This window comes from Nocardia sp. NPDC020380 (assembly GCF_044386975.1).
GTDB lineage: Bacteria > Actinomycetota > Actinomycetes > Mycobacteriales > Mycobacteriaceae > Nocardia.
This window is the reverse complement of the sequence record NZ_JBIRVQ010000016.1, coordinates 83,361-105,806: the sequence shown is the minus strand read 5'-3', so window position 1 is coordinate 105,806 and position 22,446 is coordinate 83,361. Positions and strand designations below refer to the sequence as shown.

The window sequence follows — 22,446 nt, the reverse complement described above, 5'->3', positions numbered from 1 at the left end:
GTCTCGATAAGATTACGAAACGGCGACCGGTTGTGTCCAGCAGGGCACAAGATAATCACGGTCGCCGCTTCAGTCGCAGGTCAGAGGCCCGCGTTGGTGTCTCAGATGCGCCGTGCGCCCGCGAAAGGCATCGAGGAGACGGCGGCGATCGCCACCGGCTGGCCCGCGGTGGAGGCGTGCACGACATTGCCGTCGCCGATGTAGATGCCCGAGTGGCTGCCGCCGTAGAACGACACCACGTCGCCCGGCTGCAGGTCGTCGTAGGACACCGGGGCGCCGGTGTCGAGCTGCTCGTAGCTGGTGCGCGGCAGGCTGATGCCGGCCTGCGCGTAGGACCACTGCACGAGGCCGGAGCAGTCGAAGGCGTCCGGGCCGGCGGCGCCGTACACGTACGGGTCGCCGAGGCGGCTCATGGCGGCGTCGACGGCGGCCTGGTGAATGCTGTTCTGCGGGGCGGGCGCCGGGGCCGCGGGGCCCACCTGGACGCCGGGGATCGGCGGGATCTGCACCGGGATGGACGCGGGCAGGCCGGGGATGCCCTGCGGCAGCTGGATATTGTCCGGCACGTCGAAGGTGGGGATGCCGGGGATGGTCACCGGCTGGGCCGAGGCGGGCGTCGCGGGCAGCAGCAGCGCGCTCAGCGTGGCAGCGCCGACGGCGCCGGCCACGGCGACGCGACGCGCATTGCGCTGCATGCCGCGAACCTGACGCTTGACGGTGGGGGTCGCCATGGTGAGGAACTTCCAATCTGCCCCGCGACGCTGCACCCGGGTTGGTGCGTCGGACTCCGCGAGGTCTCAGGAAGATTACGAGGACATAACGGTGCCTTGTAAAGCCGAGACCAACGCCCGGGGGTCGGAATTTGTTACGGCGTGTCATTTCACTGCGATAAATGTCACACCAATCACGAAACGATAACGGCAGCAATGTCCGGAGGAGCGTCCCGCTGGCTACCCACGGGTAGGAAAACCGCCCGAAAGGCCCTCCCGGCCTGGGCCTATCCGACAAAACAGCAGGTCAGGACATCACGCTCCGACCTGGGCAGACTCGAGGCCCTCGATCGACACGCCCGACCGCGCGGCAGCGCCTGTCCGGGTCCCGGTAACCGTCGCGGACCGATCGGCCTCTCCAGCCGGATTGATGTGATATCCGAATCAATGTGACCCTGACCACAATTGCGCATAATTCGACATTTCGGAGATCTCATCTCGAGAATCTCGATGTTATATACCGACATTTCTCCAGGTCGATATTCCACATCGCCATATCGCCGGAGACTGTCGTACCCCCGGCCTAGGCTTCGAGACCGTGTCCGGACAGTTGGCCTTCGACGAGCTCGAATCACCGCTCTATGACACAACGTTCGTGGTCGTGGACCTGGAGACCACCGGAACCAGCCCCGACGGCGACATGATCACCGAGATCGGCGCCGTGAAGGTGCGCGGCGGCGAAGTACTCGGCGAGTTCGCCACCCTGGTGAACCCGGGCCGCGAGATCCCGCCGCAGATCGTGCAGATCACCGGCATCACCACCGCCATGCTGATCGACGCACCGAACATCGAATCCGTGCTGCCCGGCTTCCTGGAGTTCGCCAAGGGCGCGGTACTGGTCGCCCACAATGCCCGCTTCGACACCGGCTTCCTGCGCGCCGCCGCGGCCCGCACCCGAACCCCGTGGCCCGCCTTCCAAGTCCTGTGCACGGTGCAGCTGGCGCGGCGCGTGCTGGGCCGCGACGAGGCGCCCTCGGTGAAACTGTCCATGCTGGCGCAGATCCTGGGCGCACAGACCCGGCCCACCCACCGTGCGCTGGACGATGCGCGCGCGACGGTGGACGTCCTGCACGCGCTCATCGAGCGGGTCGGCAATCAAGGCGTGCACAGCCTCACCGAACTGATGGACTACCTGCCCGAGGTGACGCGGCGGCAGCGCGCGAAACGCGTGCTGGCATCGGATCTTCCGGCGGCTCCGGGCGTGTACCTCTTCCGGGGTCCTTCGGATGAAGTCCTCTATATAGGGACCGCGGTGAATCTGCGCCGCCGCGTGCGCAACTACTTCACCGGGTCCGACACCCGCGCCCGCATGCGCGAGATGGTGCAGCTGGCCACGCGAGTCGATCACGTCGAATGCGCGCACGGTCTCGAAGCCGGTGTGCGCGAGCTCCGCCTGCTCCTCGCGCACACCCCGCCTTACAACCGCCGCTCGAAGTTCCCGCAGCGCGCCTGGTGGCTGACCCTCACCGACGAGGCCTTCCCCCGGTTCGCCATCTCGCGTAGCCCGGCCCGGGACGCGCTGGGCCCGTTCGGTTCCCGGGCCGACGCCTCGGAGGTGGCCGCCACCGTCGCCGAGCAGGCCGGCCTGCGCACCTGCACCACCCGCATCCCGAAGACCGGCCGCCACGATTGCCTGCCCGCCGCGGTCGGCGGTTGTCCCGCGAGCGCCGAGAACAGCACCCTATATATAAAGGAATACGAACGAGTTTCCGAAGCCGTCCGGGCCCTCTTCTCCGGCCGCGACGACGCCCTGCTGCACGCCATCCGCGAAAAGCTCGAAACCCATTCGTCCGCAGAACATTTCGAGGCCGCAGCCCGCCTGCGGGACCGCACCGTCACGGTGATCCGCGCCCTCCGCCGCACCCAGCGCCTCGCCGCCCTCGCCGCCATCCCCGAACTGATCGCCGCCCACCCCGACGGCGCCGGCGGCTGGGAGTTCGCGATCATCCGCCACGCCCGCCTGGCCGCCGCCGGCTGCGCCCGCCGCGGGATCTCCCCCATGCTCATGGTCGACCGCCTCGCCGCCTCCGCCGAAACCGTCATCCCGGTCCCCCTCGACACCCCCACCCCCACCTATCCGCCACTGCGCGGCGCGCTCGCGGAGGAAGCGGGCCTACTCGTCCGGTGGCTGGAACAGCCCGGCACCCGAATCGTCCGAACCTCCGACGGCTACGGCGAGCCGCGCCTCGGCGCGGGGGCCTGGCTGTCGTGGCTGGAGCGAGCCGAAGCCGCCGCGCGAGCCGACGTCACCTCCACCCTCGACGCGAGCTGAGGCTCCCGGCGTTTGCGGCATCCGCCTGACCTTCACCCGGCTGTCCGAATCCAGCTGCCTGTACACCGACGAGATCGAGATCGATGACGGGATACGGGGTTTCGGTACCCGCCTCTTCGCGCGGCTGATGTTCCGGCATCGTCATCGCCGCTGGCGGGAGTTGGCGCGTGTGCTGGCGGGTACAGACCGGCTGGAACTTCGGGGTCCGATCGCGCGACCATAGGGGTTATGAGGTGCGAAACGGTTCGCGAGGCGCTGTCCGCGCGCATCGACGGGGAGCAGGAACCGATTCCCGGGGAGGCGGTGGATCGGCATGTGGAGAGTTGCCCCACCTGCCGGTCCTGGTTGCGTAGCGCGGAAGACCTGCGGCGCACCATGATTCTGCAGCCCGCGCCCGAGATACCCGATCTCGCCGGGGCGATCATGGAGCGAGTGCCGGAGCCGCGGCGGGCGCCGGAGCTGGTCCGCGTCGCGCTGGCGCTGGTCGCCATCGCGCAGACCGCCATGGCGCTGACGCAGTTCTTCGATATCGATATGGGGATGGGCGGCAGTGGCGCCTTCCCTATGGGGCATATGAATCATGAGAGCGCGGTCTGGAATCTCGCCGTCGGGATCGGGCTGGGCTGGGCCGCTTTGCGGACGCGTACCGCCGCGGGACAGCTGCCCATGCTGACGGTGTTCGCCGGAACCCTCACTGCGGTCTCGCTTCTCGACGCCTTGCACGGGGAGGTCACCGCCGCCAGGCTGGCCACTCATATCCCCGTGCTGCTCGGTGTGGCCCTGCTCTATCTGGTGTATCGCCGGCATCGCGATGACGATCGGCCGCAGCGCGCCGCCGCCCTGCCCTGGACCGAATCCGGGCGACCGATGTTCGAGGAGCATCCGGATATGCCCGGGTCCCAGCGTAATTCGGGGCGGAAGCAGCGGCCGGCGAGCCGGCATCGGGCGGCGTGACGGCGGCGCCGGGCCGTCGCGTGGACGGCCCGGCGCGGCTACGTCAGACGACGCTGAAGTTTCCGCTCGAGTCCAACGCCTTCTGCACTTCGCCGGCGTCCAGCTGATGGTCGGCGTCGACGACGACCTTCGACACTCCCCGGATATTGAGGTCCACCGATACCGAGTGGACGTCGGGGATGTGGGAGATGGCCTTCTCGACGGTGTCGACGCAGCCCTGACAGTGCAAACCATCTACCGAAAACGTGGCCTTGGACATGGTCCGTCCCTTCTTCCGTGGGTTTCGCGCACCCGATCCTACTTCGGTCGATATCAGGTCGCTATTGCCACCCGGCGCTATCGGCGGCCGGGAGGATAGCCGTGCCAGCGGCGGTAGGCGTGGCTGAATGCGGCGGTATCGCAGTAGCCGAGGCGGCGGCCGACCGCTTCGATGGTGAGGCCCTGGCCGAGGAGTTCCTCGGCGAGGAGTTGGCGGACCTGGTCGAGGACGCCGCGGAAGGTGAGGTGTTCGTCGGCGAGCCGCCGGTGCAGGGTGCGTTCGGAGTAGCCCAGTTCGCGGGCGACCACGGGGAGGGAGGGCATGGCGGCGGGATCGCGCAACAGCAGGTGCCGGACCTGGGCGGCGACCCCGGTGAATCGGCAGTGTTCGTCGAGCAGCTCCTCGCACTGCTGAATGCACAGGGCGGCGGTGTGCGGGTCCGGCGCCGGGGTCGGCTGGTCGAGGAACGTGCGCGGAATGGTGAAAGCATTGCGGGGCGCGTCGAATTCGATGGTGATCGAGATGCCGAACGGCTCCACCAGCGCCCGCGCCACCAGGAGGTATTCGGGCAGTTCGGCGGCGGCGAGTTCGAGCCGGACCGGCCGGTCGAGGGTTTCGATCAACGCGCGGATCCCCGGCGACAGCAGTAGCGAGGCCATCCGGAATCCGGCCGTCAGATCGCGGATCAGCAGGAACGGCCGCACATCGGCGGGCACATCGCCGTCGCCGACCACGATCAGCATTCCGGCCGCCGTCTCGGTATAGGTGACCTCGAAGAAGTCGGAGGTGAGCTCGGTGAACCGCTGCAGCAGCCGGATCGCCTCCCGCACGGTGGCGCTGGACAGCATGGCGTAGCCGAGGATCCCGGCGCTGGTCAGCGAGTACCGCATCCCGGTCTCCAGCCCGAGCACCCGTTCGTCCTCGCCGCAGGCCAGCAGATTCCGGATGACCCGTAACTCCTGGTCCGGCAGCACGACCGCGCGCAGATGATCGAGATCCGCTGCGCGCAAACCGGTTCCGGCCAGGCAGTCCGCGGCGGACAGCCCATGCGCCTGCCCGGTGTCGACCAATAACCGGGTCGACACCGCCGGTCTCGCGATCTGCCAGCGAGTCGGGCGCACCCCCATATGGCGGAAGCTAACAAAAGCCGGTCGGATTGTCACCTACCTGGGCGAATTCACAATTCCTACTGTCGAATTCAGGACTTCGACCAGAGGGGAAGCTCATGACCACGGTGACCGTGCCGGCGATTCCGTTCGATGCCGCACGCGCGGGACGCATCGAGAAGGCCCGGCGATACGCACCGGACCATGCCGTGGAGCGCGTGGTGCGGGGCATGTTCCGGACGGATACCGTCATCGACCGGGTGGTGGCGGATTTCGCCGCCCTCGACCGCGGAACCGGCTGGCAGCTGCTGGGTACGGCCTTGCGGACCCTGGATCCCGCCCCGCGCGGCGCCCCGGATTCGCTCACGGAACTCCTGACGCCCCTGCTGAATCCGCCGGAATGGCTGGATGAGGCCAGGATCCGGCACGGCGCGGAAGTCTGGTGGCGTTTCGCGCCCGCGGTCATCGTCGGGCTGGGCGGGACCTTGCTGACCGCCTACGCCTTCGGCGATCTCAACAAGCCGCAGGCCATGAACTCCCGCTCGGAGACCATGGCGGCCCGCCGCTACGAGGAGACTTCCCGCTGGGTCCTGGCCGCCACCGACCCGGGCACTCTGGTTCCCGGCGGCACGGGTTTCGACGCCACCATCCGAATCCGCTTCGTGCACGCCATGGTTCGCCGTCACCTGCGTACTTGCGGCCGCTGGGACACCCGGGCCTGGGGCGAACCCATTCACACGACGGGCATGGCGGTCACCGCGCAGGCCTTCCTGCTGACTCCGCTCACCATGTACGAACTCCTGGACATGCCGATAACCGCGGACGAGGCCGAGTCCATACGCCAACTGTGGTGCTGGATCGCCTTTCTCATGGGCATCCCCGGCGAACTGCTCCCCCATTCGATCGACGACGCGGCCGACCTCAACCGCGCCGCGACCATCATCTTCGCCCCGCCCGACGCGGACACCGCGGTCCTGACCACCGCCCTGTTGAAGGGCGGTCTGCGCGCCGAACGTGTACTGCCGCAACCACTGCGCCCGTACCTGGCGCCGGTCCTGCGTCCCGTGATCTCCACCCTGGTCTGGGGCACGACGGGCCGGATCGTGGCGACCATCGTCGATCCCGAGGCCGAACTCCCGCGCGATCACCCGGTGATCCGCGTTCTGCGGCAGCACGCGAAACTACGAGAGCGCTTGCGCCGCAACGGCCGTCTCGGCACCGATGCGCACATCGCCCTGACCCAGCGCGGCGTCCTCTCCGGCGCGCTCGACCTCATGAAGGCCGCCCCCGCCCCGGTCGATCCGCGCGCCGCGGTCACGCCCCGCCCTTGACCCCGGAAAACGGGGAAGGCCCCGAGTCGAATTCGACTCGGGGCCTTCCCTTTCGAGCAGCTCAGTGCTCGTCGTGCTGCTCGCCGATGGCGGCATCCTGGTGGCTCTCCAGAGCGCGGAGCATATTGTGCTCCTCCTCGTGGGCGAGGGCCACGTTCGCTTCCTGCTCCGACGCGGGGTCGGGGAACATGAAGGAACCGGTGCCGGGCTTGCCGGCGGATCCCAGCTTGACCATCTTCTTGGGCACCGGGGCGCCCTGGTACTCCAGCGGGATCGGGTGGCCGTGCGAGTCGACCGGGCCGAGGGGCTGGTGCACCTCGATGTACTCACCGTGCGGCAGTCGCTTGATGACACCGGTCTCGATGCCGTGCTCGAGCACCGCGCGGTCGGAGCGCTGCAGGCCGATGCAGAACCGGTACGCCGCGAAGTAGGCGAGCGGCGGGAGCAGCAGCAGGGCGATGCGGAAGAACCAGGTCGTCGCGTTCAGCGAGATGCTGAACTTGAGCGAGATGATGTCGTTCACGCAGGCCAGGGTCAGCACCAGGTAGAAGGCGATGGCCATGGCGCCGATCGCCGTGCGAACCGGCACGTCGCGCGGACGCTGCAGCAGGTTGTGGCGGGCGGTGTCGCCGGTGAGGCGCTTCTCGATCCACGGGTAGGCGATCAGCACGGTGAACACCAGGCCCATGATCAGCGCGACCCAGAACGGCGCCGGGATCGTGTAGCGACCCAGGTACAGCTCCCACGGCGGCATGAGTCGGGCCATGCCGTCGGTCCACATCATGTAGAAGTCCGGCTGCGAACCCGCGGAGACCTGGGACGGGTTGTAGGGACCCAGGTTCCAGATCGGGTTGATCTGCAGGACGCCACCCATGATGGCGACGATGCCGAGGGTGAAGGCGAAGAACGCACCCTGGTCGGCGGCGAACACCGGGATGATGCGGGCGCCGACGACGTTCTTCTCGGTGCGGCCCGGTCCGGGGAACTGCGTGTGCTTCTGGTACCAGACCAGCGCGACGTGCGCGCCGATCAGCGCCAGGATGATGCCCGGCAACAGCAGCACGTGCGCGATGTACAGACGCGGGATGATGATCTCGCCGGGGAAGTCGCCGCCGAAAATCAGCCAGTGCATCCAGGTGCCGATGACCGGGATACCGATGGTGATGCCCGAGAAGGCCGCGCGCAGACCGGTACCCGAGAGCAGGTCGTCCGGGAGCGAGTAGCCGAAGAAGCCCTCGAACATGGCCAGGATCAGCAGCAGCGAGCCGATCACCCAGTTCGCCTCACGCGGCTTGCGGAAAGCGCCGGTGAAGAAGATGCGGAACAGGTGGATGATGATCGACGACGCGAACAGCAGGGCCGCCCAGTGGTGGACCTGACGCACGAACAGACCGCCGCGCACCTCGAAGGAGATGTTCAGCGCGGTCTCGTAGGCCCGCGACATGGTGACACCGCGCAGCGGCTGGTAGGCGCCGTTGTAGACGGTCTCCGACATGGACGGGTCGAAGTACAGCGTCAGGTAGATACCCGACAGCAGCAGGATGATGAACGCGTACAGCGCGATCTCACCGAGCAGGAACGACCAGTGGGTCGGAAAGACCTTGTTGATCGATCGCTTGAGGAACGCAGCACCGCGGTAGCGCTCGTCCAGTTCGTTGGCCTGCACGGCCGCTTTGCTAGGACTCATGAACGACGCTCCCAGTAAGCCGGGCCGAGGGGCTCGATGAAGTCGTGCTGGGCGACCATGTAGCCCTCGGCGTTGACGGTGATCGGCAGCTGCGGCAGCGCGCGAGCGGCGGGACCGAAGATCGGCTTACCCCATTCGGTCGCCAGGAACTGCGACTGGTGGCAGGGGCACAGGATCCGGTTGGTCTGCTGCTCGAAAAGCGAAGTGGGGCAGCCGAGGTGGGTGCAGATCTTCGAGTAGGCGAAGTAGTCGCCGTAGTTGAAGCTCTCCTGGCCCTTGCGCTTGATGGCCTTCTCCGCGTCGGCGGTGCGCAGGCGGATCAGCATGACCGCGTTACGGATTCCGCGCAGCGACTGCAGGGTCTCCTCTTCGTTGCCGCGCCATTCTTCCTTCCAGGGGAAGACGGTTTCCATCGCGCCGGCGTCCATGTCCTCCGGGCGCACCAGGACGATGTCCTCGGGGCGGCCGGTGTCGCGGCGCAGGTAGATGGTCTGGCCCGGGTAGTCCGGGGTCCAGCCGGAGACCCACAGCGGGGACTTCATGCCCTTGGACCACGGGTTCTTGATCATGCCGCCGACGAAGACGAACAGTGCGCCCACGCCGAGCAGACCGGCGCCCAGGCCCGCGGTGCGGGTGATGAGCTTGCGGCGGCCCAGGGTGGAGGTGTCGAGCGCGTCGGAGAGCTCGGCGACCAGGGTGCGGCGGTTGACCTCCGAGGACTTGCCGTCGTGGCGGTCCTGGATGGAGATCTCGGCGGGCACGAAGTGCTTGCGGATGAGCACGACCGCGATGCCGACGGCCAGCACGGCGATGCCGAGTGTCAGGCCGACCAGCGGGGTGTACAGCGAGTACGCGGCATTGCCGGACTCGTGGCGGCCCTTGTAGGTCCAAGGCCAGAACAGGTACACGCCGATGAGCGCGGCGCCCATGACGGCGGAGATGGCGAACCACAGCGCCACGCGGCGCTCGGCGCGCTTCTCGGCCCGGGTGCCCGGGACCGGCCAGCGCGGGGCGCGGTAGGCGACGTCGACGCCGTCGAGTTCGGTACCGAGCTTGACCAGCTCGTCCCGCGACATGGCCTCGAGCTGCTCTTCGGTGGGTTCGGTGGGGTTGTCCCCCATGCTGTTTCGCTCCTGTTCACTCATGACCGGGAACCGATCCACATGGCGGAACCGACCAGGACGACGATGCCGACGACCCAGATGGCCAGGCCCTCGGTAGCCGGACCGAGGCCGCCGAGGCCGTAGCCGCCCTCGGACTTGGTCTCCATGCGGTCCTTGATGTAGGCGAGGATGTCGCGCTTCTCTTCCGGCGTCAGCTGCCGGTCGGAGAACTTCGGCATGTTCTGCGGGCCGGTGAGCATCGCGGCGTAGATCTGCGCGTCCGTGGCTTCTTCCAGCGGGGGCGCGAACTTGCCGGAGGACAGCGCGCCGCCCTTACCGGTGAAGTTGTGGCAGGAGGCGCAGTTCATGCGGAACAGCTCGCCGCCGCGGCCGAGGTCGGTGCCCTGCTCGAGGGATTCCTGCGCGATCTCGCCGTTGGCGTCGCGGGGCATGGTCGGGCCGCCGCCGTTGGCCTGCACGAAGGCGCTCAGCGCGTCGGTCTGGTGCGCGTCGAACTTCGGGGGCTTGCGCTCGATCTGCGCCTCGTTGCGGGCGGCCGGCATGCGGCCGGAGGAGACCTGGAAGTAGACGGCGGCCTCGCCGACGCCGATCAGGCTGGGGCCGCGATCCTGGACACCCTGCAGGTTGGCACCGTGGCAGGTGACGCAGGAGGTGTCGTAGATCTGCTTGCCCTCGCGGATCAGCGCGGACTGGTCCTCGTTAGCGGTCGCGACCTGAGCCGTCGGCGTCAGGGCCGACGCCGCGAAGCCGGCTCCGACGAGGCCCATCAGCAGAACCAGACCGCCGACAAGTTTCCGCCGCAGGCGGCGCTGCTTCCGGGTCTTGGTGGCCTCGCCGACCCCCTTGGGGTCTGGCACTGACGGGGGAGATGAACTCATCTGTGTCCCTTTGGAGTAGACGGAACCGACTTGTACAAGTTTGTGGGTGCCGGCGGCGGTAGGGGCAGGCCCGGAGGCGGGGCCGTTGCCGCGCTGGCGGTCCGGCTAGCGGACGAAGTAGATGGTGGCGAAGAGCCCGATCCAGACGATGTCGACGAAGTGCCAGTAGTACGAGACGACGATCGCCGCCGTGGCCTGCGCCGGGGTGAACTTACTGATCTTGGTGCGGATCAGCAGGAAGATGAACGCGATCAGACCACCGATGACGTGCAGACCGTGGAAACCGGTGGTGATGAAGAACACCGAGCCGTACACGCTGCTGGAGATCGAGGTGCCCTCGGAGTACAGGCCGTGGTACTCGGTGGCCTGACCGGCGACGAAGAAGGCGCCCATGATGAACGTGAGCAGGTACCAGCGCCGCAGGCCGAAGACGTCACCGCGCTCCGCCGAGAAGACGCCCATCTGGCAGGTGAAGGAGGATGCGACCAGGACGCAGGTCACCGGCACGGCCAGCTTCATGTTCAGCTCGGTCGGCTCCGGCGGCCAGTTCCCGTGCGCCTGCGCGCGAGCAACGAAGTACATGGCGAACAGGCCGGCGAAGAACATCAGCTCGCTCGACAGCCAGATGATGGTACCGACGCTGACCATGTTGGGCCGGTTCAGCGAATGCACACGCTGGGTAATGGCCGATCCTGGGGTCCCTACTGCGGTCGTCACGCCGGTAAGTATGACTTGTCGTAGTACGACAGGAGTAGGCGGGTACGAAACTTTGTCGTACGTGTCGGAAAGCCCAGGGCGAGCGGCCGTCTCGCGGGGCTCTCGGCGTGTCTCGGCAGAGACTAGATTGTGCAGGTAAGAGGAAGCTGAGGTGCAGATGGACGGGAAAAAGTGGTGGCAGCGGCTATTGGGAAGGAACGGGGTGGCGGAGCTGGATCCGGCGCGCCCGGATCTGGTGGTGGTGGCGTCGAGTTTCGATGACGCCGAGGCATGTTCGGCGGCGCTGGGCAAGGCTTTGGACTGGACAGTTGACGAACCAGTAGTCCTCCGGCACCACCTCAGAGTTCCAGCGGGACAGGTGAATGCGGTGCAGATCATTGCCGCGCAGGATGGCTATAACGCTCCGCCTCCCCGCGCTTCCGGTTCGCTCAACGACGGCGACCCCGCGAAGCTGGTTTTACAGCGAGTTCAGGTGCTGGACGCACTGCACTGCTCCCAGGAGCGTTCCCGGATGGCCGGTCTCGCGCAGCGCCACGATGGCGACGTGCTGGGCTGGGATGCACTGCAACCGGCGTCGAGGAAAAAGAAATAGGCCCCGCCCACTAGGCTTGCCCCCATGAGCGCGCGCAGCTGGCGGGACATTCTCGGCATCCTCACCGACCGGAAGGATCTGTCGGAGGACGAGGCCGCGTGGGCCATGAACGAGATCTTCACCGACAATGCCACCACCGCGCAGATCGCGGCCTTCGGTGTGGCGCTGAAGATGAAGGGCCCCACCCCTGTCGAGCTGGGCGGACTGGCGCAGGGCATGCTCTCGCACGCGCGCCGGGTGCCGATCGACATGCCGGCGGTGGACATCGTGGGCACGGGCGGTGATCGTTCCGGCACCGTGAACATTTCCACCATGTCCTCGATCGTGGTGGCGGCCAGCGGAATTCCGGTGGTGAAGCACGGGAACCGGGCCGCGTCGTCGAAGAGCGGCGGGGCGGACGTGCTGGAGGCGCTGGGGGTGCGGATCGCGCTGGGCCCGGAGTCGGTGGCCGAGTGCGTGCGGGAGCTGGGTATCGGTTTCTGTTTCGCGCCGGTGTTCCATCCGTCGCTGCGGTATTCGAGTCAGGCGCGCGGTGAGATCGGCATTCCGACGGTCTTCAATATTCTCGGTCCGCTGACCAATCCGGCGCAGCCCTCGGCGGGGCTGATCGGGTGCGCGTTCGCGGAGCTGGTGCCGGTGATCGCGGGCGCGTTCGCGGATCGTGGCGCGTCGGCGCTGGTGGTGCGCGGTAATGACGGCCTGGACGAGATCACCACCGCGGATACCACCGATGTGTGGGTGGTGGCGGGCCGGCGCTTGGCCGAAACCACCATCGACCCAACGAGACTCGGGATTCCGCGGGTGTCGCCGGAGGCGTTGAAGGGCGGGGACGCGGCCATGAACGCGGTGATCGCCCGCAATATGCTGGCCGGCGAGCGGGGTCCGGTGCGCGATGCGGTGTTGTTGAATTCGGCGGCCGCGGTGGTGGCCTTCGAGCTCACCGCCGACGAGGTCGAGTCGGATCTGCACGGCAGGCTCGCGGTGGCGTTGGAACGGGTGTCGGCGGCCATCGATTCGGGTGCTGCCGGAGCGTTGCTGGACCGCTGGGCGGAGCTCACCAACAAGCTCGATTCGCACTGATCGATCAGCCGAACCGGCACGAACCGTACAAGGGCGTGTTGTTTGCGGTCGCAGTGCCAGCTGCGGCGTTAGAGTTTCCCCGATGCGAAACGCGGTAATGCCCTTCGGCCGTCCATGGTGGCGCGGCGTACTCGTGACGAGCGGTTTGCTGCTCGGCATGGCGATGCTGGGCGTCGGCCTGCCGCAGAGCGCCGCGCATACGACGACGGCCATGCGTACGGAGGCGGCCGCCGGCACGGTATCGGTGGACGGTCGCGACTACGGCGATCCGGCGGGCTGCGTCACGATCCGGAAGGTGCCGCACCGCATCTCGGTGAGCAACAGCCTCGATCGGTCGGTGCGGATCTACCTTTTCCCCGGCTGCAAGGGCGGCGTCACGCACGTGGTCGATGCCGGCCGCGACGGCAGGGGCCTGGGCGCCTCGATCCTGCCGCGCTGACCGATCTGCCCGCTATTCGCCGATGGAGAATCCGGCTTCCACATCGAACCGCGAATACGACTTGAACGCGATGTGCGTAGCGGTGCGAACCACCCCCGGCGACTTGTTGATCCGCCCGGTGACGACCTCCGCGATCTCCTCGTGGTCGCGCACCCGCACGATCGAGATCAGGTCGACATCCCCCGCGCACGAGTACACCTCGGTCACGCCCTCGATATCGGCCAGTTCCTGCGCCGTCTCAGGAATCCGGTCGGCCTCGGCCCAGACCATCACGATCGCGGTAATCATGCGCCCAAGCCTAGGCGATCCAGCGCTTTCGCCGCCCGAGCCCCGGCGTTCCCGCGCGGGCCCGTCGGCGTGCCGCCCCACCACTCCATAGCAACTGGCTATGTTTTCCGCATACGCAGCACAAGCCCCCGGGCATGCTCGCCCTCCCCTGCCCACTGCCGTAACCCCTTGCTCCGGAAGGGACATCACGTGGTCAAAAGGTTGATTGCCATCGCCGCAGCGATCGCTGTGCTCGCCGCCGCGATGGCGGCCAGCCTGGCGATCTATCAATGGCAACGCGACCGGGGCCGGACGGTGAACGGCTTCGGCGACTACCAGGCGACCGACCGAGTGGAACTCTATGTCTGGATCACCCGTGTCGACCCCGCCGTGCAACAGGTCTCGGTGCAGCTGACGCCGCATCCGCGCGGCCGCTTCGAGGCGTCCAGCGGCGCCTTCGCCGCCGACACCACCATCCGGACCTCGGGCCAGCGGGCCGACCCCGTCATCGTGCGCGCGAACACCGAAATCCCCACCTCCGAACTGACTTTCGCCATGACCGGCGGCGGTATGATCACCGACTATCCGTTCGACAAATACGACTCGAACTTCGCCTTCGTGGCCGAGAACGCCGAAGGCCCCATCCCCCTCGTGGTCGATGTCCAGAACGGCGACACCTTCTTCGGCGCGACCCCTCGCTTCGATCCCGCCGACAACCAGGTCGACCACGTCGGCCTGATCCTGCACATCCATCGCTCCGCCGCCGCCCTGATCTTCGCCGTCTTCGTCATGGTCCTCATGCTCGGCGTGGCGGCAGCCGCCGCCGCGGTAGCCCTCCACCTGATAACCCGCCACCGCAACCTGGTCTTCCCCGGCTGCACCCTCCTGGCCGCAATCCTCTTCGCCCTCATCCCATTACGCAACGCCGTCCCCGGCGCACCCCCCATCGGCTCCATCATCGACTTCGCCTCTTTCTTCCTCGCCGAAGCCGTGGTCGCGATCTCCCTCATCACCGCAATCCTGGTGGGGGCGTGGCGCGAACGAGGGCAATAGCCTCGATTGTCAGCGGTCCGGGGTGGGGGTGTCCCGGCGCCACCAGGAGAGGAATTGGGTGAGGGCGGGGGCTTGGGAATTGCGGAGCCAGGCCAGTTGGATGGCTATTTTCGGGGGGTTTTCGCGGAATGGGATTACGGCGATGTTTTCGTGGGCGATTCGGGTTGCGCGTTTTCGGTCGAGGACGCTGATGCCTACTCCGCTGGAGACCGAGTCGAGGACTTGTTCGGCGTCGGATTCGACGGCTACGAGGTTCGGGGTGCCGGTGCCCCAGATGTGGGAGATGAGTTCGTCGTAGTATTCGGGGCCGGATTCGCGGGCCCAGAGGACTATCGGTTCGTTGATTATGTCGGTGAAGTCGACGGTGGTGCGTTCGGCGAGGGGGTGTTCGCGGGGGACGGTGACTGCGGCTTCCTCGCGGCCTATGAGCTGGGTCTGGATTTTGGGGTATTCGATGTTGCCGCGGATGAGGGCGATATCGATTGCGCCCGATTCGAGTAGTTCGAGGTTCCAGGAGGTCCAGCCGGTAATCGTGGAGACGGCGATGTCGGGGAATTCATTGCGAAATGCGCGCAGTCGCCGGGAAATTGCGCTGTCGGAGCCGGATCTGGTGAGCGCGACCTTCAGTTCACCGGATCGGCCCGCGGCGCGCGCACGGATGACGCGCTCGAGTTCCGCGGCGGCCGTGAGCATCTGCGGCCCGCCTTCGTAGAGCGCGAGGCCGGCGGGTGTCAGGGCGAAACCGCGTCCGTTGCGGGTGATGAGTTCGACCCCGAGTTCTCGTTCCAGGGCCTTGATCTGCTGGGAGAGCGCCGGCTGGGTGATGTGCAGGGCGTCGGCGGCCCGCCCGAAGTGCTTGTGCTCGGCGACCGCCAGGAAATAACGCACACGACGTAGGTCGTCCACGCGCTCAGCCTAGCCGGATAAGCGATCCTTATCAACGCGAAGCAAATACGTATTGGACCTGCGGCTCTTCCGCGCCAGAGACTGAAGCCATCGAACAGTCCGCTACCGCGAGAAGGTATTCCGATGCCGACCACAGTCGCCGCCGCAATTGCCGAAAGCCTCAGGGCCAGGGGAATTTCGGAGTTCTTCGGTCAAAGTCTGCCGTCCCGCCTGGTGCTGGCGGCGGAGGATCTGGGCCTGCGCCAGATCGTTTATCGCACCGAGAATGCGGGCGGCACCATGGCCGACGGCTTCGCCCGGATTTCGCGGCGGTGTTCGGTGGTGGTGGCCCAGAACGGTCCCGCGGCAACGCTGTTGGTGCCGCCGTTGACCGAGGCCGCGAAGGTTTCCATTCCGGTGGTGGCCTTGATCCAGGATGTGCCGCGCCCGTTCCGGAACAAGAATGCGTTCCAGGAAATAGACCATCGCAGCCTGTTTTCCGGCTGCGCGAAATGGTTCGACCGCCTCGACGATCCGGATCGCTGGCACGACTACCTGGATGCCGCGTTCCGGGCGGCGACCAGCGGCCGGCCGGGTCCCGCGGTGCTGATGCTGCCCAAGGATGTCCTGGAACTGACCGCGCCGCCGCAGGACCGGAATCCCGGCGCCGCCGTCTTCCCGCTCGATCGGATCCGCCCGCCCGAGGCCGCCGTCCGCACCGCCGCGGAGCTGCTGGCCGGTGCGCGCCGCCCGATCATCGTGGCGGGCGGCGGCGCCGTCTCCTCCGATGCCGGGGCCGCGCTGGCCCGGCTGAGCGAGCTGGCGTCGATCCCGGTCGCGACCACACCGATGGGAAAGGGGGTCGTCCTCGACACCGCCGAGCTGAGCATCGGGGTCGTCGGCAACTACATGGGTCCGCGCGGTGTCGCGCACGGCATGCGGGACTGGATCGCGGGGGCGGACACGGTCCTGCTGGCCGGCACCCGCACCAACGAGAACGGCACCGACGGCTGGAATCTGTTCGCCCCCGAGGCCAGCTTCATCCACCTCGATATCGACCCGCTCGAGATCGGGCGCAACTACTCCTCGCTGCGGCTGGCCGGCGATGTCCGGACCGGGATCACGGACCTCACGACCGCGCTGGCGCAGCTCGACCTGACCCGCCGCCACACCGGCCGCGTCGGCACCGTCGCGCAGATCGCCCGCTCACGCACCGAATTCGAGACCGCTACCGCCGAGGTCCGGACCGCCACCCGGCAGCCGTTGCGTCCGGAGCGGGTGGCCGACGAGATCAGCGCCTGCCTCCCCGGCGATGCGATCGTCGTCGCGGATGCCTCCTACTCCTCGATCTGGGCGGCCAATTACATCCGTGCGACCAGCGATCGTCAGCGTTTCCTGCTGCCGCGCGGTATGGCGGGTCTCGGCTGGGGATTGCCGCTGGCGCTGGGGGCGAAGGCGGCGCGGCCGTCGTCCCCGGTGATCTGCCTGGTCGGTGACGGCGGTTTCGCCCATTGCTGGGCCGAGATCGAAACCGCGGTCCGGGAGCGCCTCGCCGTTGTCGTCGTGGTGCTCAACAACTCGATTCTCGGATATCAGAAGCATGCCGAGATCGTGCAATTCGGCCGGCCGACGTCGGCGGTCGAACTCGGTTCCGTCGATCATGCGCAGATCGCGATCGCGTGCGGGGCACACGGTCGCACCGTCCACACCGATGTGGAACTGCGTGAAGCGCTGGCGAAGGCGATTGTCGAACCGATGACGACCGTGCTGGACGTCATCACCGACTCCGACGCCTATCCCCCCATCACGGGCTGGGATACCGCCGGTGAGCTGACTTCTCACCTTGCCCACCATTAGCTCGACATCGGAGATTTCCATGGCTTTCGATTTCACGGCCTTTTTCGAGAAGAAGATCAACGATATCCGCGCTTCGGGCCAGTACCGGACCTTCGTGGAGATCGAGCGGCTCGCGGGCCGATTCCCCCAGGCGGTGCACCATCATCGCGACGGCCTGCGCGAGATCACCGTGTGGTGCAGTAACGATCACCTCGGCATGGGACAGTTTCCCGCCGTGGTCGACGCCATGCACCGTTCGGTCAATCGCTCGGGTGCCGCGGCGGGCGGATCCCGCAATATCTCCGGCAACAACCACACCCACATTCTGCTGGAACGTGAAGTGGCACAACTGCATCGGAAGGAAGCGGGCCTGACGTTCATCACCGGCTACGCGGTCAACGATGCCGTCCTCGGGGTGCTCGGTAAGCAACTGCCCGGGGCCGTGTTCTTCTCCGATGAGCAGAACCATGCCTCGATGATCCTGGGTATGCGCGCTTCCCGCGCCGAGCGGCAGATCTTCCGCCACAACGATTTCGCCCATCTCGACGAACTCCTGTCGGCGACCGCGCCGGATCGCCCGAAGATCGTCGCGTTCGAGTCGATCTACTCGATGGACGGCGATATCGCCCCGATGCCCGAACTGTGCGCGGTCGCGAAGAAGCACGGCGCGCTGGTCTATGTCGACGAGGCGCATTCGGTGGGCATGTACGGCCCGGAGGGATCCGGTATGGCCGCCGAACTGGGTTGCGCCGACCAGGTGGATCTGCTGATGGGCACCTTCGCGAAGGGCTACGGCACCCTGGGCGGCTACCTGACCGGGCCCGCGCCGATCCTGGACGCCGTGCGCAGTTTCGCGCCGGCGTTCATCTTCACTTTGGCCATGCCGCCGGCCCTCGCCGCGGCGGCGCTGGCCAGCGTGCGGCATCTGCGCGAATCCGATAATGAGCGAATCCTGTTGCACCACCGTGCGGGACTGCTGCAGGGTCTGCTCGCCGACGCCGAGATTCCCATGGTGTCCACCGAGAGTCATATCGTCCCGGTGCTGGTGGGTGACGCGCACAAGTGCAAGCAGCTGGCGGACATCCTGCTCGAGGAGCATCTGCAGTACGCGCAGCCGATCAACTTCCCGTCCGTCGCGCGCGGCACCGAACGGCTCCGGATCAACCCGTCGCCGGTGCACAGTCCCACGGCCGTGCACAGATTCGCCGAGATCATCGATTCGGTCTGGTCGCGGCTGAATCTGCCACGCCGCCCGGCGGTTTCGCTCGCCGCGCAGGCGGATCTGGAGAAGGTCTCGGTATGAGTGCGATCGAGACGGAGTCCACCCCCGCGGGGACCCTGGCTCCGGCGGGTGCCGCGCCCACAGTGCCGTGGGCTCAGCACATTCTGCTCTACGCCGTGTTCTTCTTCATGGGCGCCGAAATGTATCTCGTCGCACCGATGTTGCCGGATATCGCGCGTGCACTGCATGTGTCGGCGACCGCCGCCGCCACTATCGTGACCGCGTACGTGCTCGTCTATGCGGTTGCCGGGCCGCCGTTCGGGATCATCGCGGACCGCTATCCGCGACGGTGGTCGATCCTGGTGGGCTCCATCGTGTTTCTGCTCGGCAATATGGCGTGCGCGGCCGCGAGCACCTTGACGCTGCTGGTGGCGGCGCGCGGTCTCACCGGTCTCGGTGCGGCGATCGCGGCCCCCGCGATCTGGGCGTATCTGGCCGAGCGCACGCCCCAGCAGCAGCGGGGGCGGGTGATCTCGCTCGGTGCGAGCATCTATTCGCTCGGGCAGGTGCTGGGCGTGCCGCTCGGCGCGGCTCTCGCGTCGGTGACCAGTTGGCGCTGGCCGTTTCTCGCGGTGGGTGTGCTGATGGTGGTGACGTCGGGGGTGCTGTACGCGCGCCTGGATCATCTGCCGGTGACCGGCAGCTCGCGCGGGATCCGGGCGTTGCTGGCGCCGTGGCGGCAGCCGCGAATCAGCCTGGGGCTCATAGCGACTCTGTTCCTGCAAGCGGGCCGGCTCGGCGCCTACACCTTCATCGGTGTGCTCTTCTCGCAGCGTTTCGGGTTCGGTCTGGGCACGCTCGGACTGGTCGGACTGCTGGTGGGCGCGGGATCGCTGATCGGCTCGCTGAGCACGGGGACGATCCTGGATCACCTGAGCCGGCGAAACATCAAGGGCGTGTGGGTTTCCGTCGTCGCCGCGGCGGCGTTCGCGCCCTGTGCCGTGGTCGCGCTGAGCACGCACAATGTGGTCGTCGCGCTGACCGCCTTGGCGTTGTGGTGTGTTTTCGGCGGCGCTTTCTACTCCAGTCAGCAGGCCTATCTGTCCTCGGCCGACCCGACGCAGCGCGCGTCGGTGGTCGCGTGGAACAACTCGATGATGAACGCGGGCATCGCTGCCGGGACGACACTGCTCGGTGCGGCGGTCGTGGGCAGCGCCGCCTTCGCGGGCCTGACCTTCACGCTGGGCATCGTGGCCGCCGTGGCGTCGGCGGCACTGCTCGCTCTGCTCCGAAAGGATTCTCAACCGGCATGACCATAGTTCCGCCCGCCGTGGCCCAGAGCCGAACCGCTCTCCCCCTTGCCGCGCGGGCCACCGGGCCCTACATCTATGACGACGACGGAAACGATTACCTGGACGGCTCTTCCGGCGTCCTCAATGTGAATATCGGGCATTCGCACCCGGCTGTGCTGCGGGCTGTCGAGCAGCAGCTCGGGCAGTTGACCTTCGTGCATCGCAGCCAGTTCCGTAATCAGCAGGCACTGGATCTGACGTCGCGGCTGCTGTCGATCGTGCCGGGCGCCGCCGCTGTCGAGTACACCAATTCCGGCTCCGAGGCGAACGAGTGCGCGCTGCGGCTGGCCTTCGCCTACCAGCATCGGCGCGGGGCTGCCCGGCGTACGGTCATCCTGTCCGAGCAGCCGAGCTATCACGGCATGACGGCGGCGGCGCTGTCGATCACCGGCAGTCCGGGCAAACGTGATCCGTCCGTCGAGCCGCTGTTGGGGCCTCGTGCCGAGCGAGTGCTGGTGCGCCCCAAGCCCGGCCGGCGTCGCGCCACCCATGAGGAATGGGCCACCGCACTGCTCGCGGCGGGCCCGTCGAAGGTGGCGGCGGTCGTGGTCGAACCGCTCGGCGGGGCGTCGTCGGGTGCGTCGCCGATCGATGCCGAGACGATGCAGTGGTTGCGGCGTGAGACGCGGAATCACGGCATCGTGCTGATCGCCGACGAGGTCATGTCCGGTTTCGGGCGGACCGGAAAGTGGTGGGCCTGCGACCATTCCAATATCGCCCCCGACATCCTGACCTCGGGCAAGGGGCTGACCGGCGGCTACACCAGCCTCGCGGTCACCGTGGTCGCCGAGTCGATCGCCACGGCCATCGGCGAGCCATTGGGCCCGATCGCGCTGGGCCACACCATGTCCGCGAACCCGCTGGCCTGTGCGGCCGCCAATGCGGTCCTGGATGTCCTCGAGGGCGAAGAACTGCTGGGCAATGCCGCCACGGCGGGCCGGCACCTCGCGGACGCACTGACGACCTTGTGCGACCGTTTTCCGGGGCTGGTGTCGGATCAATCCGGTATCGGGTTGATGCGCGCCCTGCACATCGATCCGGGACGGCCCGCCGACACCAACAAGCGGATCCTGGCCGCCGCCAGGGCGAACGGCCTGGTCCTCTGCGCCGCCGGGATCGACGGGACCACCCAGTCGGTGCTGGTGGCGCCGCCACTCAACAGCACCCCGGATGTGATCGACGATCTCGCCGCCCGCCTCGGCAGGACGCTGACGGCGATCGCCGAATCCCCCGCCTGACCCGCTTTCAGAGATCACCGGCGTCACCGAGGAGTTCGGTGGCGGCCCGGTGGATCTTCTCGAGAGCGGACATCAAGTGACGGCGTTCGGCGGGAGCCAGTCCGGCGGTGACGTTGTCCGACAGCGCCTTTCGGTCCGCTTCGATGGGTTCGCGAAGTTCGCGCCCGCGGTCGGTGAGCCAGAGGCGCACGAGGCGATTGTCGTGGTCGTCGCGTTTGCGGACGAGGAGGCCCGCGGTGGTCATGCGGGTGGCCATCTTGACGACGGTCGGGGTGGTCACCGACAGTGCGGCGGCCATTTCCCCGGGCGTGCGACCGTCGCGTTCCCACAGTACGGCGAGCACGTGATTCTGCCCGAGGTGCAGGCCGTACTTGCGCATGTCGCGATCGGCCAAGGCACGCAAGGCTTTCGAGGTGCTGCCGTGTAGATCGAGAAAGTCGGGCATGGCGTCTCCAGCGTCGGCGGGCAGGTCTTGACGGGCGATCGTTAGCCGTCTAGCGTTTTTCGATAGACGGCTAACGAACTGGAGTTGCCATGCTACTTCTCACCGGATCCACCGGAAACATCGGCCGGGAACTCACCCGTGCCCTGCTCGCCTCCGAGACCGAATTCCGCATCCTGGTAAGGGATCCCGAACGCGCCACGGAGATACCCGACCACATCGAACGCCGTGTGGGCGACCTGGAGGACCCCGACGCGGTGGCGCGCGCCCTCGACGGCATCACCGCACTGTTCCTGCTGGTCCCCGGCACCGGCGTGGACCACACCCGCCACGCGATCAAGGCCGCGCAAGAGGCCGGCTTGCGCCGCATAGTCCTGATCTCCTCGGCCTACGCCGTCGGCGATCCCGTCGCCGCCATGGGCCGCTGGCACCACGCCCGCGAGGAACTACTCACGGAAAGCGGTATCCCCCACACGATCCTGCGCCCCGGCGCCCTCATGTCCAATGTCCTGGAGTGGGCCCCCGCCGTCAGCGCCGGCCTCCCCCTCATGGACCCCACCGGCCCGGGCCGCACCTTCCCCGTCGACCCCGCCGATATCGCCGCGATAGCCGCCCAGGCCCTCACCACCACCGACTCCGAATCCGCCGACCACATCCTCACCGGCGCCGAGCCCTTCACCTTCGCCGACCAGGTAGCGGCCCTGGCCCGGGAACTGGGCCGCGACATCCCGATCCGCACCGCCGCGACCTCCGAGGAGGCGATCGGCGCCCGCTTCCCGAACGGCGCCCCGCCCGCGTTGGCGGCGGCCATCCTGGAGTCGTTCACCGCCCTGCGCTCGGACACGGAAGGTCTCCATACCGACACTGTCGCAACACTTCTCGGCCGCCCGCCCCGCAGGTTCGCGGAGTGGTGCAATGCCCACCGGGCGGCCTTCGAGTGAA

At 67.5% G+C, this 22,446-nt stretch carries 22 protein-coding genes and 1 pseudogene; 13 read left to right on the top strand and 10 right to left on the bottom strand.

Annotated elements, in window-relative coordinates:
* Window positions 1–101: 101 nt before the first annotated feature.
* Complete coding sequence (locus ACH438_RS36890) at window positions 102–731, bottom strand: C40 family peptidase (protein ID WP_397014079.1); 630 nt, start codon at window positions 729–731, stop codon at window positions 102–104.
* Between the two features lie 577 nt (window positions 732–1,308).
* Between ACH438_RS36890 and ACH438_RS36885 the strand changes: the two genes are divergently transcribed.
* The 3 genes and pseudogenes from ACH438_RS36885 (at window position 1,309) to ACH438_RS36875 (ending at window position 3,996) form a co-directional block, all read left to right on the top strand.
* Window positions 1,309–3,042, top strand: a complete 1,734-nt coding sequence (locus ACH438_RS36885; RefSeq protein WP_397014077.1) for a DEDD exonuclease domain-containing protein — start codon at window positions 1,309–1,311, stop codon at window positions 3,040–3,042.
* Window positions 3,043–3,064: 22 nt separating this feature from the next.
* A pseudogene (locus tag ACH438_RS36880) lies at window positions 3,065–3,265 on the top strand (hypothetical protein); the annotation flags it as partial.
* A gap of 5 nt (window positions 3,266–3,270) precedes the next feature.
* A complete protein-coding gene (locus ACH438_RS36875; protein WP_397014075.1) occupies window positions 3,271–3,996 on the top strand; it encodes a zf-HC2 domain-containing protein in 726 nt (241 codons plus the stop codon).
* Window positions 3,997–4,039: 43 nt separating this feature from the next.
* On the opposite strand, the gene ACH438_RS36870 is transcribed toward ACH438_RS36875, so the two are convergent.
* Together ACH438_RS36870 and ACH438_RS36865 are read right to left on the bottom strand one after the other, a co-directional pair.
* Window positions 4,040–4,255 carry a heavy metal-associated domain-containing protein gene (locus ACH438_RS36870; protein ID WP_397014073.1) on the bottom strand — a complete coding sequence of 72 codons (216 nt, stop codon included), beginning with the start codon at window positions 4,253–4,255 and terminating at the stop codon, window positions 4,040–4,042.
* 77 nt (window positions 4,256–4,332) lie between these two features.
* Window positions 4,333–5,382, bottom strand: a complete 1,050-nt coding sequence (locus ACH438_RS36865; RefSeq protein WP_397014071.1) for an AraC family transcriptional regulator ligand-binding domain-containing protein — start codon at window positions 5,380–5,382, stop codon at window positions 4,333–4,335.
* Window positions 5,383–5,480: 98 nt separating this feature from the next.
* Between ACH438_RS36865 and ACH438_RS36860 the strand changes: the two genes are divergently transcribed.
* Window positions 5,481–6,692 (top strand): oxygenase MpaB family protein, encoded by a 1,212-nt coding sequence (locus ACH438_RS36860; protein ID WP_397014069.1) that lies wholly within the window; start codon window positions 5,481–5,483, stop codon window positions 6,690–6,692.
* Between the two features lie 61 nt (window positions 6,693–6,753).
* Here ACH438_RS36860 and ACH438_RS36855 read toward each other — a convergent pair whose 3' ends face one another.
* From ACH438_RS36855 to ACH438_RS36840, 4 genes are all read right to left on the bottom strand, one after another.
* On the bottom strand, window positions 6,754–8,379 hold the full coding sequence (locus tag ACH438_RS36855; protein ID WP_397014067.1) for a cytochrome bc complex cytochrome b subunit: 1,626 nt from the start codon (window positions 8,377–8,379) through the stop codon (window positions 6,754–6,756).
* A complete protein-coding gene (locus tag ACH438_RS36850; protein WP_397014065.1) occupies window positions 8,376–9,524 on the bottom strand; it encodes a ubiquinol-cytochrome c reductase iron-sulfur subunit in 1,149 nt (382 codons plus the stop codon). The genes ACH438_RS36855 and ACH438_RS36850 overlap by 4 nt, the downstream gene beginning before the upstream one ends.
* Window positions 9,521–10,381: a c-type cytochrome gene (locus tag ACH438_RS36845; RefSeq protein ID WP_397014063.1), complete on the bottom strand. Its 861-nt coding sequence runs from the start codon at window positions 10,379–10,381 to the stop codon at window positions 9,521–9,523. The genes ACH438_RS36850 and ACH438_RS36845 overlap by 4 nt, the downstream gene beginning before the upstream one ends.
* A gap of 105 nt (window positions 10,382–10,486) precedes the next feature.
* The gene (locus ACH438_RS36840) at window positions 10,487–11,098 is read right to left on the bottom strand and encodes a heme-copper oxidase subunit III (RefSeq protein WP_397014061.1); all 612 of its coding nucleotides are present in this window, start codon (window positions 11,096–11,098) and stop codon (window positions 10,487–10,489) included.
* A 157-nt stretch (window positions 11,099–11,255) separates the two neighbouring features.
* On the opposite strand from ACH438_RS36840, the gene ACH438_RS36835 reads away from it, so the two are divergent.
* The 3 genes from ACH438_RS36835 to ACH438_RS36825 all read left to right on the top strand — a co-directional run bounded on the left by ACH438_RS36835 (window position 11,256) and on the right by ACH438_RS36825 (window position 13,209).
* Window positions 11,256–11,690 carry a hypothetical protein gene (locus ACH438_RS36835; RefSeq protein WP_397014267.1) on the top strand — a complete coding sequence of 145 codons (435 nt, stop codon included), beginning with the start codon at window positions 11,256–11,258 and terminating at the stop codon, window positions 11,688–11,690.
* Window positions 11,691–11,714: 24 nt separating this feature from the next.
* Complete coding sequence (gene trpD / locus ACH438_RS36830) at window positions 11,715–12,770, top strand: anthranilate phosphoribosyltransferase (protein WP_397014059.1); 1,056 nt, start codon at window positions 11,715–11,717, stop codon at window positions 12,768–12,770.
* 82 nt (window positions 12,771–12,852) lie between these two features.
* Window positions 12,853–13,209 (top strand): hypothetical protein, encoded by a 357-nt coding sequence (locus ACH438_RS36825; protein WP_397014057.1) that lies wholly within the window; start codon window positions 12,853–12,855, stop codon window positions 13,207–13,209.
* Window positions 13,210–13,221: 12 nt separating this feature from the next.
* Here ACH438_RS36825 and ACH438_RS36820 read toward each other — a convergent pair whose 3' ends face one another.
* The gene (locus ACH438_RS36820) at window positions 13,222–13,497 is read right to left on the bottom strand and encodes an Lrp/AsnC family transcriptional regulator (protein ID WP_397014055.1); all 276 of its coding nucleotides are present in this window, start codon (window positions 13,495–13,497) and stop codon (window positions 13,222–13,224) included.
* Window positions 13,498–13,686: 189 nt separating this feature from the next.
* Here ACH438_RS36820 and ACH438_RS36815 point away from each other — a divergent pair, with 189 nt between their 5' ends.
* Entirely contained in the window at window positions 13,687–14,529 is an 843-nt protein-coding gene (locus tag ACH438_RS36815; RefSeq protein ID WP_397014053.1) for a DUF4436 family protein, read from the top strand.
* Between the two features lie 9 nt (window positions 14,530–14,538).
* Here ACH438_RS36815 and ACH438_RS36810 read toward each other — a convergent pair whose 3' ends face one another.
* Complete coding sequence (locus ACH438_RS36810) at window positions 14,539–15,435, bottom strand: LysR family transcriptional regulator (RefSeq protein WP_397014051.1); 897 nt, start codon at window positions 15,433–15,435, stop codon at window positions 14,539–14,541.
* A gap of 123 nt (window positions 15,436–15,558) precedes the next feature.
* Between ACH438_RS36810 and ACH438_RS36805 the strand changes: the two genes are divergently transcribed.
* The 4 genes from ACH438_RS36805 to ACH438_RS36790 are packed head-to-tail and all read left to right on the top strand — an operon-like array spanning window position 15,559 to window position 21,062.
* Window positions 15,559–17,271, top strand: a complete 1,713-nt coding sequence (locus ACH438_RS36805) for an acetolactate synthase catalytic subunit (RefSeq protein WP_397014049.1) — start codon at window positions 15,559–15,561, stop codon at window positions 17,269–17,271.
* Window positions 17,272–17,290: 19 nt separating this feature from the next.
* On the top strand, window positions 17,291–18,553 hold the full coding sequence (gene hemA, locus ACH438_RS36800; protein ID WP_397014047.1) for a 5-aminolevulinate synthase: 1,263 nt from the start codon (window positions 17,291–17,293) through the stop codon (window positions 18,551–18,553).
* On the top strand, window positions 18,550–19,785 hold the full coding sequence (locus ACH438_RS36795; RefSeq protein WP_397014045.1) for an MFS transporter: 1,236 nt from the start codon (window positions 18,550–18,552) through the stop codon (window positions 19,783–19,785). The genes hemA and ACH438_RS36795 overlap by 4 nt, the downstream gene beginning before the upstream one ends.
* Window positions 19,782–21,062 carry an aspartate aminotransferase family protein gene (locus tag ACH438_RS36790; protein ID WP_397014043.1) on the top strand — a complete coding sequence of 427 codons (1,281 nt, stop codon included), beginning with the start codon at window positions 19,782–19,784 and terminating at the stop codon, window positions 21,060–21,062. Before ACH438_RS36795 ends, ACH438_RS36790 begins: the two co-directional genes overlap by 4 nt.
* Before the next feature lie 7 nt (window positions 21,063–21,069).
* On the opposite strand, the gene ACH438_RS36785 is transcribed toward ACH438_RS36790, so the two are convergent.
* Window positions 21,070–21,507, bottom strand: coding sequence for a MarR family winged helix-turn-helix transcriptional regulator (locus ACH438_RS36785; protein WP_397014041.1), 438 nt, complete (start codon window positions 21,505–21,507; stop codon window positions 21,070–21,072).
* Window positions 21,508–21,596: 89 nt separating this feature from the next.
* On the opposite strand from ACH438_RS36785, the gene ACH438_RS36780 reads away from it, so the two are divergent.
* Window positions 21,597–22,445 carry an NAD(P)H-binding protein gene (locus ACH438_RS36780; RefSeq protein WP_397014039.1) on the top strand — a complete coding sequence of 283 codons (849 nt, stop codon included), beginning with the start codon at window positions 21,597–21,599 and terminating at the stop codon, window positions 22,443–22,445.
* The last annotated feature ends 1 nt before the right edge of the window (window position 22,446 follow it).

What these genes read in the sequence shown, in the direction of transcription:
- ACH438_RS36785 (WP_397014041.1), bottom strand. Translation starts at nt 21,507, where the DNA reads ATGCCCGACTTTCTCGATCTACACGGCAGCACCTCGAAAGCCTTGCGT.
- ACH438_RS36850 (WP_397014065.1), bottom strand. Translation starts at nt 9,524, where the DNA reads ATGAGTGAACAGGAGCGAAACAGCATGGGGGACAACCCCACCGAACCC.
- ACH438_RS36835 (WP_397014267.1), top strand. Translation starts at nt 11,256, where the DNA reads ATGGACGGGAAAAAGTGGTGGCAGCGGCTATTGGGAAGGAACGGGGTG.
- ACH438_RS36860 (WP_397014069.1), top strand. Translation starts at nt 5,481, where the DNA reads ATGACCACGGTGACCGTGCCGGCGATTCCGTTCGATGCCGCACGCGCG.
- ACH438_RS36825 (WP_397014057.1), top strand. Translation starts at nt 12,853, where the DNA reads ATGCGAAACGCGGTAATGCCCTTCGGCCGTCCATGGTGGCGCGGCGTA.
- trpD (WP_397014059.1), top strand. Translation starts at nt 11,715, where the DNA reads ATGAGCGCGCGCAGCTGGCGGGACATTCTCGGCATCCTCACCGACCGG.
- ACH438_RS36820 (WP_397014055.1), bottom strand. Translation starts at nt 13,497, where the DNA reads ATGATTACCGCGATCGTGATGGTCTGGGCCGAGGCCGACCGGATTCCT.
- ACH438_RS36780 (WP_397014039.1), top strand. Translation starts at nt 21,597, where the DNA reads ATGCTACTTCTCACCGGATCCACCGGAAACATCGGCCGGGAACTCACC.
- ACH438_RS36795 (WP_397014045.1), top strand. Translation starts at nt 18,550, where the DNA reads ATGAGTGCGATCGAGACGGAGTCCACCCCCGCGGGGACCCTGGCTCCG.
- ACH438_RS36890 (WP_397014079.1), bottom strand. Translation starts at nt 731, where the DNA reads ATGGCGACCCCCACCGTCAAGCGTCAGGTTCGCGGCATGCAGCGCAAT.
- ACH438_RS36870 (WP_397014073.1), bottom strand. Translation starts at nt 4,255, where the DNA reads ATGTCCAAGGCCACGTTTTCGGTAGATGGTTTGCACTGTCAGGGCTGC.
- ACH438_RS36790 (WP_397014043.1), top strand. Translation starts at nt 19,782, where the DNA reads ATGACCATAGTTCCGCCCGCCGTGGCCCAGAGCCGAACCGCTCTCCCC.
- ACH438_RS36865 (WP_397014071.1), bottom strand. Translation starts at nt 5,382, where the DNA reads ATGGGGGTGCGCCCGACTCGCTGGCAGATCGCGAGACCGGCGGTGTCG.
- ACH438_RS36875 (WP_397014075.1), top strand. Translation starts at nt 3,271, where the DNA reads ATGAGGTGCGAAACGGTTCGCGAGGCGCTGTCCGCGCGCATCGACGGG.
- hemA (WP_397014047.1), top strand. Translation starts at nt 17,291, where the DNA reads ATGGCTTTCGATTTCACGGCCTTTTTCGAGAAGAAGATCAACGATATC.
- ACH438_RS36805 (WP_397014049.1), top strand. Translation starts at nt 15,559, where the DNA reads ATGCCGACCACAGTCGCCGCCGCAATTGCCGAAAGCCTCAGGGCCAGG.
- ACH438_RS36855 (WP_397014067.1), bottom strand. Translation starts at nt 8,379, where the DNA reads ATGAGTCCTAGCAAAGCGGCCGTGCAGGCCAACGAACTGGACGAGCGC.
- ACH438_RS36845 (WP_397014063.1), bottom strand. Translation starts at nt 10,381, where the DNA reads ATGAGTTCATCTCCCCCGTCAGTGCCAGACCCCAAGGGGGTCGGCGAG.